We start from the raw sequence: 19,640 nt of genomic DNA on the forward strand, positions 1-19,640 counted from the left end.
ATGGATAAGTCTACTGGTGAACTTATTACCCTCACTCCAAATTCTAATAATACGGTTCAGCCAGTCGCGCTAATGCGACTTGGTGTTTTCGTCCCAACACTCAAGTCATTGAAAAATAGTAAAAAAAATACGTTATCAAAAACTGATGCGACCGAAGAGCTAACGCGTTTGTCCTTGGCCAAAGCGGAGGGTTTCGACAAAGTCGAGATCACAGGTCCGAGGCTGGATATGGATAATGACTTTAAAACTTGGGTGGGTATTATCCATTCTTTTGCCAAACATAAAGTGATAGGCGATAAGGTTCAGCTATCATTTGTTGAATTCGCTAAACTCTGTGGGATCCCATCGAGCCAGTCCTCACGCAAACTCAGGGAGCGCATCAGCCCCTCACTGAAGCGTATAGCAGGCACGGTAATATCATTCTCCCGCACCACTGAAAAGCATACCAAAGAGTATATAACTCATCTGGTACAGTCTGCATTCTATGATACCGAACGTGATATCGTGGTTCTGCAGGCGGATCCGCGGTTATTCGAACTCTATGAATTTGATAAAAAAGTACTTCTTCAGCTTAAGGCTATAAACGCGTTGAAGCGCCGCGAGTCTGCTCAGGCGCTATATACCTTTATAGAGAGTCTGCCAAAAGATCCTGCCCCTATATCGCTGGCACGCTTAAGAGCAAGATTAAGCCTGAAATCACCAGTATTCTCACAAAATCAGACCGTTCGCCGGGCTATGGAGCAGCTCAAAGAGATTGGTTACCTTGATTACACCGAGATGCAGCGCGGACGCAGCGTGCTGTTTAACGTACATTACCGTCGTCCCAAGCTCAAAGCACCTAAAGACGCTAGCGAAGAGAATCCTAAGCTGGCTGGCAGTCCAGCAAGCCCTCCCGATCAAGAGCTTACCGAAAAACTCCAGCTCCTTGAAAAGCTTGGCATAACCATGGACGACTTGGAAAAACTCTTCCGTAATAAGTAATCGAATAAGCGAGAGCGATTAATCACAATTCAATTCTCATCGCCAGTGAGTACCGACGAGATCAGTGCTCACTACAGCTTATACATATTATTTAGCGAGTACTTTTGCTAACCCTGTCCTTCGGTCAGCCGATCCTGGCTGCTATTTAGTCGCTATGGTTTATTTTTCACTCATCATTGGGTGATGATTCTCACTATAGCTTATGTATCAACATGCCAGAAGTAGCTCTGCTCTCTATAGCTTATTTTTCGATGTTCGTAAGTGCTTGCTTACCTCGGTGGCTAATGAATGATTGGTTTACGTTAGGGAAGGGAGTGATATCTATTAAATAACATAAACTATAGCGAGATAGTAACTTGCTATAGTTTATACTTCTCTGCCTGTTGTTCATCTCACTCGCCATAGCTTATGACATAAACTGTAGTAAGCAAATGCTTGCTACAGTTTATATTTTCATTAAGACAAATGCAGGAAATAAGATGGTAATCATCGAGATGCAAGCAAAATGCCTCCATTTGCATCGGAATGAGCATGACCTGCCCCCAGGATTAGATACAACGCTCACTTAGTAATGTCGGATCCTTCACTATCAGAATTACCCTTTCTCCAGGCCGCCGCAAATTCCGACGGCGTCTGATAATTGAGCGCGGAGTGCGGGCGGCACTCATTATAATCCTGACGCCATTCACTGATGGTTTTCCTGGCATGACTGACGTCACTGAACCAGTGTTCATTCAGACATTCATCGCGAAAGCGTCCATTAAAACTCTCAATAAATCCGTTCTGTGTCGGCTTGCCGGGCTGGATAAGCCGCAACTCCACGCCATGCTCAAAGGCCCATTGATCGAGCGCGCGGCAGGTAAATTCCGGGCCCTGATCAGTTCTTATTGTCGCCGGATAGCCGCGAAACAGCGCAATACTGTCCAGAATACGCGTGACCTGAACACCTGATATCCCGAAGGCAACAGTGACCGTCAGGCATTCCTTCGTGAAGTCGTCCACGCAGGTCAGGCACTTTATCCTGCGACCGGTGGCCAGCGCGTCCATGACGAAATCCATCGACCAGGTCAGGTTGGGCGCGGCAGGGCGGAGCAGCGGCAGACGTTCCGTTGCCAGTCCTTTACGACGTCGTCTGCGTTTTACGCCCAGCCCGCTGAGATGATAGAGGCGGTACACGCGCTTGTGATTAACCAGAAGGCCTTCACGGCGCAGTAACTGCCAGATGCGGCGGTAGCCAAAACGCCTGCGCTCCAGTGCCAGTTCAGTAATGCGCCCTGATAAATGTGCATCAGCCGCCGGACGCTGAGCCTCGTAGCGGCAGGTCGACAGGGATAAACCTGTAAGACTGCGGCACGACGTTGCGACAGACCGGTCGCATCACACATCAACACCACGACTTCGCGCTTCTGGTCTGTCGTCAGTACTTTCGCCCAAGAGCCACCTGAAGCGCCTCCTTATCCAGCATGGCCTCGGCGAGCAACTTCTTGAGTCTGGCGTTCTCTTCCTCAGGCGACTTCAGGCGCTTAACCTCAGGCACCTCCATACCGCCATACTTCTTACGCCAGGTATAAAACGTGGCGTCGGAAATGGCGTGCTTACGGCAGAGTTCCCGGGCAGAAACTCCGGCTTCGGCCTCGCGGAGAATACTGATGATCTGTTCGTCGGAAAAACGCTTCTTCATGGGGATGTCCTCATGTGGCTTATGAAGACATTACTGACATCGGTGTGTATTAATCAACGGGGAGCAGGTCAGAACAGGGCTCCCGCAAAACGGCGTTCATCTTTAACTATGAAGACACAACCTATAAGCGCAGCCAGATTCAGGGCATGATCGATGCTGTGCTGCAGCTCGGTATTCCTCACCATGTGGTATTCATCACCGCGTCACCGCTGGCGCTGGAAAAGGCTGGGATGGGTGAAGGACCTAACCGGGATCTTATCTACGAGCTATATCGTGTTCTGGCTACTAAATGCTGTACGTATGCTTTTGATTTCCGAGTAGGAAAGGGAAAAGAGATAAACAAACTGCTGTTAGCTCACAACGTTTGATTTGACGCGTCTGGTATCTTTTAGCTGGTTCGGTAATATGTGGGTTTACCGAATGCCCGGATAAAGGCATAAATAAACTGCCTGGCGGCAATTATTCTTCTTCCAGATAATTAAGGGTCAAAATGGGCTGCATGAGGCTTGCAAATTCAATCATGATGGCTCTACAAAACTACATCATTAAGTCAGACAACTACTATTCAAGGAAACGGAATGATACCGCAACGAATTAGTTACTTTTCTGGATTTCCGGTTCTCATGATGCCGAATGCTCCTTCTAAGCTTAAGAATGCCAGCCTGACCGGGGCCCCTCAATCATTTGTGACTCGGCGGGGCGATTGCGTACATGCCAACGGGTTGACGAGGGATTACCACCTCTACATCATGGCGTCTAGAATCAATATATCGTTCTCCTCCAACGTTGTATGGGATCCGGTGGGCAAGAAGGTGGTATGTGATATTGTTTTTCACACTTTCCCAAATGTAACTATGGTTGGGGCCGAAATTCTGTTGGATGGAAGCTCACCGTACCCCCTTCCTCCAATGCTTGATGTCACCAAAATCCAAACTGTGCGTCCAGTGCAGTATACAAATCATGGCTACCTAGTCGGTCTGGAAATTATTTGCATCAATAACACAACCCACAATTATTTTCTGAATCCGGATTTGCTGCACTACCTGCGTTTTATCAATCCCCCTGCCCACTTGACAGATTTTCACGTTGAATATATCGGAATAGCCTGCGGTCCGAATGGAACCCGGGATGTTTTTAAGAGAGCAACGGCTCACGAGAAATCTGTTGAGATCCAAGCGGATTTGATACAGAGAAATGGTAACCGGGCACTGTACATTTTTGCCTACGATCCGGGATATATCATTGAATCCAAGACAGGTGCGCCATCGGTGATTACCACCACTGACGTCATATCGTCATTGATCAAAGGGGGCGAGAACAGCCTTTATGAGGTAATGGAGGCCAGCCTGATTGCGCATTTTCAGCCTCATTATAATATTGAGTTTAAGCAATTTCCTTCGAACGAACCTCAGTGGCTGAAGAAAGATATGCAATCCCTCAATGGGTGTGTACTGGACGTAAACGAAATTGCTGTCACGCTCCTGTCTGACTGTTCGCTGCACTCCAAGCCTTGGATTTTTGGAAACCTTACTTCTTCAAAAATATCCGCACAGACATTTCACACTGTGCAGGTGTCGGTTTGATCCCCATGCTCACCTTAGCAGCTACCGTGTTAAGTTCCGCATCCATCGCAGAAAGTCCAGATGAACACCCCCCTAAGCGTCAGTAGCAAGCTGCCGACGCCAAGTCCCCGGAAATCACGCCCTTCACGTCGCAAGCGCCGTGAAGTCCGCTCACCGGGGTTAAAAGAGGTTATCTGAGTTTCTTCATTGCTAAAGGCTCGCAGGGCTGTTCAGGGAAAGGTAGGGTATGGCGCGATTTATACGGCAGTAACCGGCTACGCCGGGCGTACGGCGCCGTTCAGCCTCTGCGCCATCTTTTACTTCATCTGGCGCCTTGATGCCGCTGAAGCGGCATTCTGAATACGGGTCAGTGGTTAATTCAGATTCAAACGTCCGCTTTGTGCCAAGAGCGGACAGTTTGAAAAATAACTGTGCTACCCAGCAACAGGTACATAGTAGTTTCTGTTTTTATAAATTTTACAGCCCTGCAATGATTCTATGGACAAAAGTAGGTTAGACACAAACCATCCAAAATGGATATGATTACTGTGTTAACAAACACTCATGGTTATCACGGAGGGCTATTAAGTGCTTGATTATTTATCAAAGCTTCCTTTACCGGCTGAGCAAATACCTCAGGGTTTAAAGGATCTATTATTTGTTGAAGACAATTCTAACCCCCAGCGAGAAGTTACTGTAACCCATCGGTACGAAAGAAATAAATATCAAGATGATTATGATTACACTCATATGATCATGGCCGTAGTTCCCGAGGATGATGTCGCAAATCTAAGTGTATTACGTGAATCCTGTGAAGGTGTCGTCACATTTTCCACGCAGGACTGCACAGAGAAAGGTGGGGCTTGGGGTACAGATATATCTATCTCCGGTTATGGGTATATTGTAGCTTCTTGGGGATCAAGTCTCCACTACTCCTTTTTTTTGGCCGAAGATGTCTGGATGAAACTGGGATTGAAACCAAGGCTCATAGGGGATGATGAACAAAAAGTAATTTTTGATGAGATTTCTTCGCCATCATATGGAGTCGCACAAGGTGATGTCTCAAGTGAATATTTTTTCAAAAGCAACAAAGATGTTAAATGGACGATGAGGAATGATTACCTCAGAAAATATTTATGGATGAAAGGTTGTGTTGGAGTAAAAGTTTTCTTCTTCGAAGCCTATATCGAACGAACTAAAGAGGTACTCAAACTCTTATCAGGTTCTAATCACTTTAGAATCGAACTTCCTTGGATTGAATTTGAAATAGTTGATCATACAGATAGGATATTGCTTCAAGCATGGGGAACTGTTCAATCTGTTCAGCCAGAGCTTTGCTTTGAATTAGACGTCAACACATTAGTATGGCCCGGTCACAAGTCACCGATGACAATGTCACGAGCTACCGATTATCGTAGTGGCGAATACGTATATGTTGATGATGCTTTTCTTACTAAATATGAGAAAGATAAGACATACGAAGCCATTCCATTTTTTGATGGTAATCACTATCATGCAGACCCTAGCTATGGCGGGCAATGGGCATTTAGAGACTGTGTCAGAGTCGGTAGAAACTTAGTGAAAATACCTTTTTATGAGCTTTACCGAGGAGTTCCAGAAAAGGAAATATATCATGTGTATGATTATGCGAAAGACCAAAACCTTATTGATACTAATTCATTAGATGATGAGCATATTGTTTCTAAGACTTTTAGATTTGCTAGAGAACTAGCTGAGCTTAATGAAAACCTAGTATCTCTAGGTAGAGTTTTAGATGTTCCCCTGTCGAGTTCTGATATTTTTGAATACAACAGAGATGAACTTGATGATGAAGGCATTAGAAACTATCCTATACTGCAAAAGCTTGCTCATGTAGCCTCAATCGATATGCAAGAGCAAGATTTCCTAGCTAGATGCAAGACTATAAATGAGATCATTAATAAGATCAAAACTGGTTCATTAAAGAAATTAAGTATTGCTATGGGTGTAAAGGCTAAGGATATTGAAAGATTGCAAACGCTAAAATTATTGCAAGGAATATTAAACCTTACAAGGATTATTAATGAACAAAATGAAGATCAATCCGCGCTAAAACATGCCAATGAACTTGCAAATTATAATTCATCCAATCATACGTTAGCAGCTCTATTTATAAATAATGACTTGAGGAACGCTGAAGCTCATGAAGCAGTCAATAAATCCATTGAACATTTAGCTAGTCTTGGTTTTGATAGTGCAACTTTGGCATCAGGTTATAGCCATGCTTTAGATTTTATATTTGATCAAGTCATTGAGAGCTTGAAGAATCTTAATGCAACTTTAAATGAAGTCCTGCATTAATGTTAAATTGCAATATAAGCTTTAGATGATATTCTAAAGCTTTTTATTCAGTTAATACTAGCAAGTAATTTTTATGTCTTCTAGAATCTTTGTGCAGATAAAAGGGTCGTTAGTAATACATTCAATAGTTGCGGACTAATTGCCAATGTCCGTTCCTCGCTCAAAGCGGACCTTCAGCCTTAGACGTGTCGCTTCGTATCAGAAGCATACGTCGTTGAAATAAGTTTGTGTTCAATACCGGGCGGACAGGCTCCGGTATTAAACAATTCTTATGACATTTATGAATTGTAAATTTCTAATGGTAGACCGCTAACTCTATGAGATTCAAATCTGGATCGCGGATATACACAGAAGTAATTTCGCCTCTCGCACCTGTTCTGGTTACAGGCCCTTCGAGTACATGAACATTATTCTCTTTAAGATGTGACAGAACCTCGTCGATTGATTTGTTAACTATAAAGCACAGGTCAAGAGACCCAGGTACCGGCAGGTGAGCCTTAGGTTCAATCTCCTTACCATACTCATGAATATTGATTTTTTGCTCACCAAAAAGCAGCGCCCAACGGTTCTTGTTGAACATTACGGCCTCCATACCCAAAACACGGGTATAGAAATCCATACATTGCTCAATTGAGCGACATGTGAGTACTAAGTGATCGATTTTATTTATCAAAAGTATGCTCCATGTTTGCTAATGTTATGCGAAATCAAGATCATGTCTTGCCTGTTTACTCAGCAATAATAACTGTAGCAGGGATGTAAGGTTTTGTTAGACAGACATCTGCTCATAGCGGATGTCACCTGCGCACAGTCCAATTTGTGATAGAACGGGCGTTAAATACTGGCCAGAATATTTAAACTTTAAACCGTGCGGGGGTGGTGCCCAATACCCTGCGAAACAGTGCAATAAAAGCACTGACATTGTCATATCCAAGTTCCAGGGCTACTGTCGTCACTTGCTTTCCCGCAGCCAGAAGTTCAAGAGCCTTGAGTAGCCTTATGCGCTGTCGCCACTCATTAAAGCTAAAGCCGGTTTCAGCACTGAATCGCCGTGTAAGTGTGCGCGATGACACTCCCGCCCAGGATGCCCATTCCTCCAGTCTGCGGTCGTCATCTGGGCTATCAGACAATGCCTGAGCAACCCTGAGGAGACGGGCATCCTGCGGCATTGGCAGTCCAAGGTTAACTTCAGGCAACGATCCTATTTCATCGAGAATAACGTCTGACAGACGTTTTTGAGCCGCATTAAGCTCTTCATTTTTCCATGAGGCTGCTCGTGTTATCGCCTCACGTAGCAGATTTGTAATAGAGAGAACAGCAGGCTGAACAGGCAATTTGCTGCAGGCAGCGGGAGATATATAAACACTCCAGCCTGAATATGGGCCGTGCGAGCGTAGACCATGCGGAACAACCGGTGGTATCCACACGGCATGCGTTGCCGGTACGACCCAGCGACAATTTCCGGCATCGATGGTGAGTAGACCGTGCTCAGCTCCAAGTAATTGTCCGCAGGTGTGATGATGACGTGGAGTTTCCCTTATTGCACCAGACTGAAGAGCCGTGACAATCAAAGTGTGTCCGTTTGAAAAAAGCGTCTGAGGAAACAGAATCAATGGGTCAGTCATAATGGCGGATTTGAGGTATTAAATGTCTTTTATACCGTACCTAAGACATTGCGTCGACTGTAGAGTACTCATAACTTTCAATGAGGACTGACCATGCAAATGATTTCTATTACTAAAGTACTGGATGAGATTATCAACCGCCAGGATATGGCTCTGGAGGGTATACTCAATCGCTATTTTAGCCCCGGTTACCGGCAGCGCACTAATAATGAGTGGGAGGGCTTAGAGAACTTTGCTCACCATGCACGTAAACTTCGTGAAATCATCGCTTCCTGCAAAATTGAAGTGCACGACGAACTTCGAAACGGCAATCTCTATGCTACCAGGCATCGTGTTCTGTGTACTAAACGCAATGGTGACGAGATAGATATGGAAGTTTACATGTTCGCTGAAACAGATGATTCAGGGCGATTTATTCGTATTGAAGAGGCCACACTTATGCTTAAAGGTCTTGAAAGTGACCGAGACTTGGGTAATGCCAGGTGATAACGTTTTAAACGTCCGCTTTGTGCCATAAGCGGACGTTACTTGCACATGGTATATTATTTTAAGGGGAGCAGGTCAATTCCGATCAGTTTTTCAGTATCGGTATAAGTTTTGGTCGTGGAAGATGCATAGCCCAAATCTACTGCCTGCAGTGCTGCATCATAGCCCCGGCCGACTGTAATCCCATCAAGTAAGGATAGATCCATATAACGTCCGCAGCTCAGGGTTATATCCTTTACTGCAGCTGCGAGTCGGTTAACATACTCCTGATCATCCGGAACCCCCATAAGTTGAATTTGTGTATTTGGTGGTACGGAGGAAGGTATATTTTCGATTGATTCGGGGTCACTCATTTTTTTAACTCCTGGTTACTGGCTTTTATGTTCTTCTCTGGATTAAAGAACCAGCTCAGCAGACGGCTGTAAAAAGTCGTTTCCGATGCTTCAGGAAATCCGTTCGGATCGGTCAGGAGTGTCCCCAGGGTTTTCATTGCCTTGTGTGTGCCCCTTTTTCGCGCCACATATTCTTCTGAGTCATAGCCCATCGTCTCGATGACCAACGGTATCTCTTTACCGGACTCTTCCGGCGTGAGGGTCAGCATAAAGTCAGGATGAACATCCTCCTTTTTCCCGTCAGTCTCTGTTGCTTCAGTGAAAAGTGGTTTTACAAGGCTGATTACGGGGGGATGGTCGCTGTTGTCAGCGACATACTTTGCGGCTTTCCGTATCGTCCTTAGCGTTATCCGTTCTTTTTCGCTGTCTACCGGGATAGGGAGATTCATAGCGAAAGCGGCATGCGCATAGCCTTCCGCGCAGTAAACCTCTCCGTAATCAACCTGTCTGAACCGCAGTATCACCCAGTAGGGTTCACGGGTGCCGGCATTGAGCAGCCCTTCCCCGAAGATTTTTATGCGACCGAGCGGTGAAAAAGGATAAGCCGTTCCTTTAACCATGAACGTCACATCCGTCTGCGTTACTTTGCTGGCCAGCCCGATCAGAACCGTACAGAACTCACGATTCTTTCCCCAGCTGTGCTCACTGTTTTTAAGGGTGTTCAGTATGAGCTTGCGATCGTGGTCAGTCTGCCAGGGTTTTGTGGTTATAAACTGTGAGGCGGGGAGACCATTGCTGCACGGCCATGAATCGAGGAAATCTGTGACAGCCTGCAGGGAGGCAGTAAGACCCGGAGACGCGGTCATCGGCAGTACGCTGGTTTTATTGATGTCCGCACCTTCAAGAATGGTCATCAGTATCCGTCCAAGTGCAGGTACAGGCTTCAGTTTTATCCGGCGACGTCTCCCCTCTTCAGCCCCCCCGCTGCCCACCTGACCGGGCGTGGTTTTACGGGTGAACAGATCGTCAGGCCCTGCAGGAACCAGGGGCGCTATGCGACCGTCCCTGCCGTCATCGCCACCGGCGTGTTTACCCGGCTTTTTAACATGGTACAGAGGGCATCCCTTATCATGCCGTGCCGACGTTTTAAGATGCCGGATGAAGGTCTTTTCAACCTCGCTGTTATACGGCCGTAAATCACCGGTAATGCAGTCACAGGCGATCAGCAGTTCACGTCTGTCCATTTCCAGCAAAATGTCAGCCGCTATTTTTTTTTCTTTCGCGGTACTCTGCTTACCCCCGCCGAACACATTTATGACAGCGCTGCGTTCATCGGTAGTGAGCGTTCGGACATGAAGCCCCCTGGGGGCATTTTTGCGGACCATCTCCATATCTGGCTCCGTGAGGTATCAGATTTGAATACAAGTGTAATACATAAGTAATATTTTAATTTTTACTGACTGCTGGCCTGCCCTGTACGATGCGGCATGACGCCGCGTTCTATGGCATACATACGTATGTCTCACGTATTCCTATTGTAATACATAAGAAATACACGATTCTTAGAGGCAAGCTTCATTGCTGTTCCAACCGAGCGGCTTCAAAGAGAATACCCATAAAATACAATGGTAATTCATTTGTAATTCTTTTGTAGTTTAGTATTTTCTGTCATTCATATGGATCAGGGTCAGAATGATTAGTCATCATCCCACGCGTCCCGGTGCCCTTCACAAAAATTACATCCGCCATAAGCGCTGAATTCACTCACCTCACTGCTGTAATAGCTGCAGTGTCCGCACTGCTCAAGTGCATCAAAATATGTCAGGCACGCGGTACAAAGATAACCCTCTCCGAATTCACAGACAGTATCATATCCGTCGCATTCGCAGCATCCGGCCGGCACTGGCGCATGGGCTCTCTCGTCAATTCTGTAGGAGGAAGTATCCAGCATCCTGTAGCGTGTCTCAGAATATACGCAGTGCGAACACTCAAAACGTGTTTCCACATCGTCGGATAGCAGAAGCGCAGGAGTATCGCAGCGCGGACAATTAAATTTCAGCACGCTCCCGCCTGACATTGTGCAGACCAGACAATGGAATGAAAACAACCGTTGATGGTCATGCTCTGCGACCTGTTTCTGAACAACCGCCTTCTGCCCGCAGACGTGGCATTCACTTATCGGGTGACCGGGTAAACGGTATGCCTTAAGGTCACCCTTAATCTGCTTGTATTTTTCGGCGGCATAGAATTTGTTCTGTGTCAGAAGACGGGTTTCATCTCTGGCCAGAAGAGTTCCCAGCGCACCCTCAAACAGATCTTTCCAGTCATCCCGCATCAGCCTGTTCAGTGCAAACCAGGCGTTGGCCTGCTCAGAAATAAGCCGGTCCAGCTCTTCCTTGGTATAGGCATCGTGATAAAAATGCACCACGCGGTTGCGGTGCTTGCGAACGATATTGAAGGCATCAAGGGTTGTCTGGGGTACAGGTTTTTCCAGTACGTCCCTCAGTTTGTCGCAGGATTCCTGAAAGGTGATCGACTGAAATTCCCCGGACACATAGTCCTTCAGCCGGATATTCCTGCCGCTGCAGACGAGCGTCCAGTGCTCCTGTGCCAGAGGCACTTTCAGCATGATTTCCACTGCCGTCCAGAAACTGACGACAGAGAATTTAGGCGCGGTCTTGAAATCTTTTATGGCCCTATCAAGAAAATCCATGCCATTGTTTATCAGCGCCACGACTTCAGGGGACAGCTCCGGCGCGGGGTGATCTTTTCTGATGTCTTCTTTCATACCGTCATCCATTCCTCATGCCAGTAGTCCGACCGGGAGTAGCAGCTTCAGACAGTTCACGGGAAAAAGGCTGTAACTGAAATACATATGTAATACATTTGAATTTATAAACTAATACATATGAAATACATGTGTAATTCTTTTTTATTCACTTTCACCGACTCGATCAGGCAGTTTAAGGCTGTCCAGGATCTGACCGTCAACCGAGACGATTAAGTGACGCACGGCACTGTCGAGCCTGATAACCTCCGGATGTCCAACCGCTACCGGTTTACCGCTCGTCTGCCTGCCGTTGCGGTGAACAATATCATGACGCACCCCGACAGCATGGTTCAGGAAAGCGCGCGTCCTCAGACGGGAAGGTAACCAGCAGAACATCCCTGAAGAGCCCTCTTGCCATTTCCAGATTATGAAAAGAGAGGGAGTCAATCGTGTCAGCAATCGTTCTGTCGATCTTATCCAGCGTATTGAACAGCCGGGACATGTCCAGCTTCATGTCATTCTTAAAGGGTTTATAGCGTTCCACAAACCTGCGTCTGATCGCCTCTTCCTGAACAGAGCGCTTCATGATGTCTGCGAGATACGCTTCCAGGGCAGTGATGATGCCCGAGTAACACATTCGCTGTAATACCTCATTACCGGGCGCGCTGTCAGAGAGCCTGCTGAAGTCTTCAAGCGAGGCCAGAACGCTGCGGCAGGGGAGGGTGGCCTTCGCACTGATTTCCTCGAGGTCGTGAAAATCATCAACATACCCGTTCTGAACCAGTCCTGTTATGTCCAGGGTACACGGCGTGTCGTCACTGAACAGACTGAGGACAGCCAGGTCATAAAAGCACGCATCACTGCAGGGAAAGTTGAAATCGCCTTCTGTACAGTAGGGTGACGCGAAAAAAGGAAAACTTATCATCACAGAGAGAAGGGGCGTGCCGGTTTCACGCCAGTTACTCTCCCATGTTCCGCCGGCAGGCCAGGCTTTTGCGGTGGGAAACAACGCCAGCCAGTCATGAAGTGTGGTTCCGGTGATAGTGTCCAGCGTTTTTTCCAGGAACGGGATGATGTCATCGTAATATGCAGCGGTGCCTCGCTGTGACACGGTCTCATCCAGCTGAGACTGCAGGCTGGCGACTGCCCCGGCAAGCTGCTCAGTAAAGTGAGCTTCAAGTGTGGCCATGTCATAGCCCTGCAGCGCCATACGCCGGCGGATCTGTCCGGCCGTGGCACGGTAACCAATAAATGATCCTTCAGGGAATTCCTGCCCGCTGCCGTCCTGCTTTATCTCCCTGACACGGTCACCGGGCAGGAAAAACCAGGTACCATAACTGTTCTGCACCTCATGCAGGGAAAATTCCCCGACTTCAACACCGGACCAGGTGGACATAGACACTCCTTAACCATCATGAAAGGAAAAAGGCCGGTTACGCAGCAGCGCGACGGCCGCGGATGCGTCCAGTGTAAACCGGACCTGCTGACCGGCGGCCACATCCAGCGCAAAGATCCGCAAATAAACCTCTGTCGACTCAGATTTTTCATGCCCGAGCAGCCCCTGCAGGATTTTCGGATGCACATGGCCATAGAGAAGGTGCATGGCAAAACTGTGCCGGAAACTGTGCGGTGAGATTTCCGTGCTGAAGAACACTCCGTCACGGCCGGCAGCATCGACCGCGCGGTTCAGCCAGTTGCGCACGGTCCGGTCAGTGACCGCCCACACCGGCATCGCCCGGCGTTCACCGGTAATGGGGTCATCCTCAAAGCGCTCCTTCGTGCTGGCGAACAGCCGGCGCATCTCGTCCACGTAAACCGGATCGGAGAGCGGCACCACCCGGTTTGCACTTTTGCCTTTCCTGGGACGGCCGCCGCCGGCGCGCCGCTGCTTGGCAGTACGGATCACCACATGGGGAATATCGTCGTTGAGGTGAAAATCCCGGCGGCGCAGCGCGAGCACTTCATTGATGCGGCCCCCGGTGTTCCACAGGGTGTTGATCAGGGCGTGCTGGCTCCAGTCGGGAAGGTAATGCAGCAGGGCCGCAATTTCCGGTGCCAGCAGGTAGCGGGGCAGGTCAGTGTAGTGCCGCGCCATTTCGCGCAGCGCCAGTGCCCGGCCGTAATCGAACGGGGCAGGTAAGTGATCACCCGCATGTGCAGGGTGAGCGGGATGCACAGTCAGCTGATTCATTAACCCTCACAACAGGGAGATGACGCTGCGTGAAATCTGGCGGGAAATCCCCCTGCCGGCACTGTATTTTTCACGTAGCGCAATCTGGTTACGGTATGGCGCTATTTTCACCACTCCGGCGTCAGGCCGCCACTGAAAAAACCCGCAGAGCGGTGCGCGCTGGTTTTCCGGTTTATAGAAATATACCATAAAACGGAAAGAAGTTTTTCAGCAGGGCGATCGCAAAATGATCCGGAAAGGATCCTTTTTGCCTGGATAAGGGACTGCGGGGGCAGGGGAGGCACAACATATCGTGGCAGCGCGCGGAAATCCGCACAGGCGTACCGGTTGCCGGAAATAGCAGAAAACGGAAAGCGGAAGAAAAACGACCCTAGAAGGTGTGGTCGTATTCACAGGTGAGGACATGTCGGACATTTTTTCGTTTTGTCATAACGGGGCCGTGTCGTATGGTAAGTGCTTAACCCACTGGCCTGTGAGCGAATGCAGCAGGTATGAACCTAATTATCTGAAAATGGTATAAAAAATGGCTATACATAAACTCTCTCAAGCGTTTTTCGGATCTCTGCAAATTGAATGGCCGTGCCCGGCCTGCGGACAACTGACATTGCAGATAAAAAAAGAAACGCTGCATCAGGCGGATTCATATGAATCCAGACAATTATGGAAGGAAGAATGGGCTGAACCCGAAATGCTATCAGGGGTTTTCTGCTGTATGGCGGAATGCTACAGGCCGCAGTGCGGGGAAGTGGTTATCTGCTCAGGGACGAGTGGCAATGAACAAGACCGGGAGGGAGAAACGGGCGAACAATATTATACTGTATATAAGCCAGTGAGCTTCGTACCTCCACTTAACCCATTCAAAATCCATGATAATTGTCCAGATGAGATTTCAGAGCCGCTTGTTGCGTCCTTTTCCGTTTACCTGGCTCAGCCTGGCTCTGCGGCCAACCTGATTCGGATTACTGTCGAACGTCTGCTGACTGCCATCGGTGTTCCCGAGCTTAATAATAAAGGCAGACGGATCGTGCTTCATGAACGACTCAAAAATCACCTGCCCGGCAACTATGCAGACTATGCCGGACCATTAATGGCCATCAAGTTTCTCGGGAATGCCGGCAGTCATACCTATGACGAAGTTAAGATCAGCGATATCGAGGATGCATTTGAGATAATGGAATATGTTGTGACGGATATTTTCTCCGGGAGAAAAGAATCCATTGAAGTTCTGACTAAAAGACTCAGTGGTAAGTTCGGTAACAAAGAATAAGACATCAGGATGTTGTCAGCTTCTCAATATAGCTTGCTTGAGAAATACTGAAAGGTTGTATGCAGATACCCGAAGATTGTTAAAACTTTTCAGAAGTATCTTGATAGCCGGAAGAACTTTCATTATTAAAACTGGCGAACATATTCTCAGTAATCGAAAAGTAGTTACAGACATTCGAGCAAGCACCGACTATTTGCAAAACAACCAATACTTTCAAAATAAAATCAAGGGGTGGACTTTAGATTTGTATTTTAAAAATTGTGATGTGTGTCACAAATAGTGATTTGACAGGTTGCCATTCATGTGGGTGATTGTTAAGATGAAATTATTCTGAAGGACTGATATAAACAGTCTTAGGTCGACAGAACAGGACAGACCCAGAATAATAATAATAACGTCAGGTGTCCAGTTGCTGTTGACTGAAATAGTCGCACAGGCCCCGGCGTTCGTCCAGGGCTTTTTTTTTGGCCCTAACTGGCAACGCATGATTTAATATTCCGATCTATACGGATATATTTGTGCGGCCAAAATAATGTTCTCATTTATATGAGTAAGGAGCTTTACATGAAGTAGATATCATTAAACAAAGTTGTACGGGCGATAATCGCCATTTTCAAAACTTAAATAAAAGGTTTCTCTAATGAAAACTTTGGAAGCTATACAAATAAACGAATTTTTAATCAACCTGAATGGAGAGCAATATGGCACTATTGAGCATTATTTTGAACGTAAATACCCACCATTACCACGCATCGGTTACGGTGGAGAACAATCCTTCTGGCTTCCCCCATAACAATCCGGAACCCGAGCATGGCTCTGGCGGAAGTAAACCAGGCAGGAAAAAAGACTTCATTGTCGACGTTTTTGCCGGGGCTATCTTCGCGACCATCCAGAGTTTCTGGAATACCCCAATGGTAGCCTGGGTTGTTCAGGTACTACACTGGGCTGGTTTACCAGAGGACCCGGCAGGTCTGGCAACAGGAATCGCCACATTCGCGATTGCTGCTTTTGTATGTACCTTACCTGCCGGCTGGCGTTGGTTAATGCGTAAGTTTTATTGCTAAAAATATGGTAAGGGTATTGTGGAGATACCCTGCCAACTATAATAGGGGGAGACTGATTAAAGATCAACCCCTGTTATTACAAAAGAAATACTGATGTATTTCAAAAGTAATACATCAGATATTTTCTTTTATTGCTTTCAACACTTTTTCAGGTCCTGCACTCTGCGCGAGGTACAGACCTGCACGCAGCAGCGTGGAAACGGTAATGTTTTTATGAGTAAGCGCCTGGATTTGTTCAACCAGCTCCTGCGCCAGCATTTTCTCAGCCGGAGTCATTCTCACCGTCTTTGGGCTTTCACCTGTTGTGTTCTTCTTTTTTGTGCTGATGTTAGTCAGACGGCCAGTACTGCCGGCAGATGAACGGTCAGGCTTTATCATTGCAGGACGATTAAGTTCTTTACTCATTAGGCCACCTCTTTTTCAAACAGCGCTTCTATTTCACGCGCAAGCTTACGGTAATCATTCAGCGCCATCGCGCTTTTCTGGTAGTAATAAAGCGGAACGCAGGATACCTGTGACTGTACAATCGCCTGGTCAGTTCTGATGCGTGTTTCAAGCATTCTTGGGGCAATACGGGGGTGTTCAGTCAGTGATTTATCAATGAAACTGTTAATTTTCTTGTTGGCAGCATTATAGTTATTACGGAATACGCTGAACTGAGCATAATCCTGCTCAGATATTTCATCCATATAGTCGAGCATGATTTCAAGACCACTCAGAGAGAAACTTCCCCCGTCAACTGGAACGAGCACATGGTCTGCAATATAGATCGCATTGCCGGTTGCGATGTTCAGGCCAGGGGCGCAGTCAATAATGATGTAGTCATATTCATTACGCACTTTCTGCAGATGTCTGGATAGAATTTTTTCGCGGTGGCTGCGTGTCAGCGACTGCTCAATTATTTTCTCAAATGACGGATCTGATGGTATCAGGTCGAGATTCGGTATTTCTGTATCGCCTGCAACTGCAGAGATAATGACGCTACGGATATCTAAACGGGGATCGTTGTACAAATCGCATATAGTTGGCCCAAACAGGGAATAATACTTTTTCCCGTTAGCCAGCACCTCAGTCGAGTTGGCCTGTTGGTCTGAATCAATCGCAAGTACGCGTTTGCCGGAAAGTGCCAGTGTCACGGCCAGATTGGTGGCGGTGCTCGTTTTTCCTGGTCCGCCCTTATTATTCATAATCGCTATGATTTTGGTGGAGCGGGGTGGAGTTTGTAAGCCCATCAACTGTTCCTCTGTGAAGAAAGAAAAGAGTACGCCTGTCATTCAACAGCACTACTATAGCGATACAAATGTAATACACAAGTATTTCATAAATATTTTCAAGATAATTGTGTTTTTGATCAGGTGAAATCATATTTTTTGATTTTATTCAATTAGATAAGGGAAAGGGACAGACATCAGGAAGAGAGTGGGCCAGGCTCGATAAAGAGTGTAAACCGATTCCTTGCGATATCTCACGACTGCTCAGCCCAGACGATGTATTGGAATGTCTTGAAGGCGGTACGCCAGCCGGTAATGCAGAACATATCAATGCAGGAGCCGCATAACCGGGACGACATCCCGTAGTGGCCAGTATCAGGATACCTATAATAGGGGCCAGAAATATTTTTGCTGATCAAAAACCTGGAATTTAGGAGCACTTTTATAATCTCATCAGACAATTTCTCAGCACTGATGCCTGTATAGGCAGTTATATAAATGCAGCCTAAACAAATAATTCCAAATATGTTATTAAGTTCAGTTTGTGTTAAAGTTTTTGGCCTGAATGCCGAAAATTGTTATTATTAAATTTCTATGTAGTGCATTATGAATAGTTTCTGGTTATTGAGAACAGCAGTTGATAACAAAGATAAATTGAAGGCTATGTTAATACTGCGGGATAAGCCAGAATCCGTTGCCCGTAAAATACTGGAGAAGTCCGGTGCGGCTGTTCCGCCTTATAAAGGCAAAGCATTCTGGCAGTGGGCACAGGATTATATTATCCGTGCCTGCCGGCCTGATTCATCACTGGATAAATATCATGCACACACTGAGTGCGAAAATACAGCCATTACCGGAACAGGTCAGGGCCGGACTGAACTTAAACCCCGCAGCGGCGGACTGGCTGAAAGTGCTCGCCCTGCTGGCCATGCTGGCCGATCACACGAACACACTGCTGCTGCCACACCTGCAGCCGGAACTTTACGCGCTGGGACGCATGGCCTTCCCCCTGTTTGTGCTCATCTGGGCGCGCAACGTGCTTCACAATCCGCACCGGCTCCAGACGCGGGCAAACAGAATGTGGCTGTGGGCGATCGTCACGCAGCCGGTCTTCTCCTTCGCCTTTGCCGGGCACGACCCGTGGTATGCTCTCAATATTCTGTTCGTATTCGCCGGCGCGACGCAGCTGCTGGCGTGGTATCACCGCTTCCGGATGCGCGGTCTGGCTGCCGGGCTGGTTTTGCTCAGCCTGATGGTCTGGCCGCTGTCTTTCGCCAGTTATGGTCTGTCCGAGCTGGCTCTGGCTCTCTCGCTGGCAACGTTCCTGCATTCACCACCGGGACGCCTGTCCGGAGCAGCTGCCCTGATGGCGATTGTCGCGCTTCTGGCGATCAACAGTCAGCATGTCACACAGGCACCGGCAGTGGTGGTAATTCTGGCCATCCTGCCCACGTGCTTACTGCCGGCCGCCGCTGTCGGTCTGGTCCGCACACTGACAGACGGCCACGAACAGCGATTCATGCCGGCGATGTTCTTCTACATCGCTTATGCAGGCCACCTCTTTATTCTCGGACTGATAACCCGGCTATGATTGCTGTTGACGCGGAAATGAATGTCCGGATGAGGCGTTATAACCGGAACGACAGACATGTTTTAAAAGCGGGAGTGAGCCAGGGTGACAACCTACAAAATAACGTATGAGCAGAGCAGTAACGGGGAAACGCAGACAGAAGACACCGTGCTGGAACGCATCATGAGCCTACCAGCTAAGAGCTGGAGCAGGCTGTCAGGGGTCAGTTTGGAGATTGGAAAATTTAGTACGTTAAGCGCATTATTTAACCAATCGAGATGCGTAACGGATTGATTTTGCGTCGGCGGCTATCGCTTTTAAATTGCCACTCTTGCGGTATCGCATTTAGGTTATCCTGTTCAAAAAACAGGCGTACGTACAATAATTCTCTATAACCAAACTGCCCCCTAAAAGAGGTGGCCAAAAATGGCAATGTGCGATGTAAATTGGCTGGTTAATTTTTGGCTATTTAAAATGACCACTTAACGGCGTTTACTGTTCCGTTGCTCCCGAAAAACCAAATCCAATCTTCTCTCCACCCAACAACCTACAACTTTGCA

17 protein-coding genes and 1 pseudogene are annotated in these 19,640 nt (G+C 47.4%); 8 read left to right on the top strand and 10 right to left on the bottom strand.

Features of this window, described 5'->3' with window-relative positions:
- Nucleotides 1–981 (top strand): RepB family plasmid replication initiator protein (locus ACWPW2_RS21335; protein WP_312200819.1); only part of this gene is annotated, 981 nt, incomplete at its 5' end.
- A 561-nt stretch (nucleotides 982–1,542) separates the two neighbouring features.
- Here the strand turns inward: ACWPW2_RS21335 and ACWPW2_RS21340 are convergent.
- Nucleotides 1,543–2,662, bottom strand: a pseudogene (locus tag ACWPW2_RS21340) (IS3 family transposase).
- A 146-nt stretch (nucleotides 2,663–2,808) separates the two neighbouring features.
- On the opposite strand from ACWPW2_RS21340, the gene ACWPW2_RS21345 reads away from it, so the two are divergent.
- The 3 genes from ACWPW2_RS21345 (at nucleotide 2,809) to ACWPW2_RS21355 (ending at nucleotide 6,564) form a co-directional block, all read left to right on the top strand.
- Nucleotides 2,809–3,030 carry a hypothetical protein gene (locus ACWPW2_RS21345; protein ID WP_312200753.1) on the top strand — a complete coding sequence of 74 codons (222 nt, stop codon included), beginning with the start codon at nucleotides 2,809–2,811 and terminating at the stop codon, nucleotides 3,028–3,030.
- A gap of 210 nt (nucleotides 3,031–3,240) precedes the next feature.
- Nucleotides 3,241–4,245 carry a hypothetical protein gene (locus ACWPW2_RS21350; RefSeq protein ID WP_454125314.1) on the top strand — a complete coding sequence of 335 codons (1,005 nt, stop codon included), beginning with the start codon at nucleotides 3,241–3,243 and terminating at the stop codon, nucleotides 4,243–4,245.
- A 567-nt stretch (nucleotides 4,246–4,812) separates the two neighbouring features.
- Nucleotides 4,813–6,564 carry a hypothetical protein gene (locus ACWPW2_RS21355; RefSeq protein WP_454125316.1) on the top strand — a complete coding sequence of 584 codons (1,752 nt, stop codon included), beginning with the start codon at nucleotides 4,813–4,815 and terminating at the stop codon, nucleotides 6,562–6,564.
- A 295-nt stretch (nucleotides 6,565–6,859) separates the two neighbouring features.
- Here the strand turns inward: ACWPW2_RS21355 and ACWPW2_RS21360 are convergent, their stop codons facing one another.
- Together ACWPW2_RS21360 and ACWPW2_RS21365 are read right to left on the bottom strand one after the other, a co-directional pair.
- Nucleotides 6,860–7,237: a VOC family protein gene (locus tag ACWPW2_RS21360; RefSeq protein ID WP_454125318.1), complete on the bottom strand. Its 378-nt coding sequence runs from the start codon at nucleotides 7,235–7,237 to the stop codon at nucleotides 6,860–6,862.
- 181 nt (nucleotides 7,238–7,418) lie between these two features.
- Nucleotides 7,419–8,189: an AraC family transcriptional regulator gene (locus tag ACWPW2_RS21365; protein ID WP_454125319.1), complete on the bottom strand. Its 771-nt coding sequence runs from the start codon at nucleotides 8,187–8,189 to the stop codon at nucleotides 7,419–7,421.
- A 99-nt stretch (nucleotides 8,190–8,288) separates the two neighbouring features.
- Between ACWPW2_RS21365 and ACWPW2_RS21370 the strand changes: the two genes are divergently transcribed.
- Nucleotides 8,289–8,675, top strand: a complete 387-nt coding sequence (locus ACWPW2_RS21370) for a nuclear transport factor 2 family protein (RefSeq protein ID WP_454125404.1) — start codon at nucleotides 8,289–8,291, stop codon at nucleotides 8,673–8,675.
- 56 nt (nucleotides 8,676–8,731) lie between these two features.
- Here the strand turns inward: ACWPW2_RS21370 and ACWPW2_RS21375 are convergent, their stop codons facing one another.
- The 5 genes from ACWPW2_RS21375 to ACWPW2_RS21395 form a co-directional block, all read right to left on the bottom strand.
- Entirely contained in the window at nucleotides 8,732–9,028 is a 297-nt protein-coding gene (locus tag ACWPW2_RS21375) for a hypothetical protein (protein WP_312200742.1), read from the bottom strand.
- A complete protein-coding gene (locus tag ACWPW2_RS21380; RefSeq protein ID WP_454125321.1) occupies nucleotides 9,025–10,398 on the bottom strand; it encodes a hypothetical protein in 1,374 nt (457 codons plus the stop codon). Before ACWPW2_RS21380 ends, ACWPW2_RS21375 begins: the two co-directional genes overlap by 4 nt.
- Before the next feature lie 305 nt (nucleotides 10,399–10,703).
- Nucleotides 10,704–11,795, bottom strand: a complete 1,092-nt coding sequence (locus ACWPW2_RS21385) for a hsdR (protein ID WP_454125322.1) — start codon at nucleotides 11,793–11,795, stop codon at nucleotides 10,704–10,706.
- Nucleotides 11,796–12,102: 307 nt separating this feature from the next.
- A complete protein-coding gene (locus ACWPW2_RS21390; RefSeq protein WP_454125323.1) occupies nucleotides 12,103–13,173 on the bottom strand; it encodes a HEPN/Toprim-associated domain-containing protein in 1,071 nt (356 codons plus the stop codon).
- 9 nt (nucleotides 13,174–13,182) lie between these two features.
- Entirely contained in the window at nucleotides 13,183–13,968 is a 786-nt protein-coding gene (locus ACWPW2_RS21395) for a tyrosine-type recombinase/integrase (RefSeq protein ID WP_454125325.1), read from the bottom strand.
- Between the two features lie 523 nt (nucleotides 13,969–14,491).
- Here ACWPW2_RS21395 and ACWPW2_RS21400 point away from each other — a divergent pair.
- Nucleotides 14,492–15,235: a DUF4145 domain-containing protein gene (locus tag ACWPW2_RS21400; RefSeq protein WP_454125327.1), complete on the top strand. Its 744-nt coding sequence runs from the start codon at nucleotides 14,492–14,494 to the stop codon at nucleotides 15,233–15,235.
- 701 nt (nucleotides 15,236–15,936) lie between these two features.
- Nucleotides 15,937–16,299: a hypothetical protein gene (locus ACWPW2_RS21405; protein ID WP_454125329.1), complete on the top strand. Its 363-nt coding sequence runs from the start codon at nucleotides 15,937–15,939 to the stop codon at nucleotides 16,297–16,299.
- 114 nt (nucleotides 16,300–16,413) lie between these two features.
- On the opposite strand, the gene ACWPW2_RS21410 is transcribed toward ACWPW2_RS21405, so the two are convergent.
- Both ACWPW2_RS21410 and ACWPW2_RS21415 read right to left on the bottom strand, forming a co-directional pair.
- Entirely contained in the window at nucleotides 16,414–16,704 is a 291-nt protein-coding gene (locus ACWPW2_RS21410) for a hypothetical protein (RefSeq protein ID WP_454125331.1), read from the bottom strand.
- A complete protein-coding gene (locus ACWPW2_RS21415) occupies nucleotides 16,704–17,531 on the bottom strand; it encodes a ParA family protein (protein ID WP_312200715.1) in 828 nt (275 codons plus the stop codon). The genes ACWPW2_RS21410 and ACWPW2_RS21415 overlap by 1 nt, the downstream gene beginning before the upstream one ends.
- A gap of 799 nt (nucleotides 17,532–18,330) precedes the next feature.
- Between ACWPW2_RS21415 and ACWPW2_RS21420 the strand changes: the two genes are divergently transcribed.
- The gene (locus ACWPW2_RS21420; protein ID WP_454125333.1) at nucleotides 18,331–19,101 is read left to right on the top strand and encodes a TraX family protein; all 771 of its coding nucleotides are present in this window, start codon (nucleotides 18,331–18,333) and stop codon (nucleotides 19,099–19,101) included.
- Nucleotides 19,102–19,640 lie beyond the last annotated feature (539 nt).

This window comes from Kosakonia sp. Marseille-Q7440 (genome assembly GCF_965119485.1).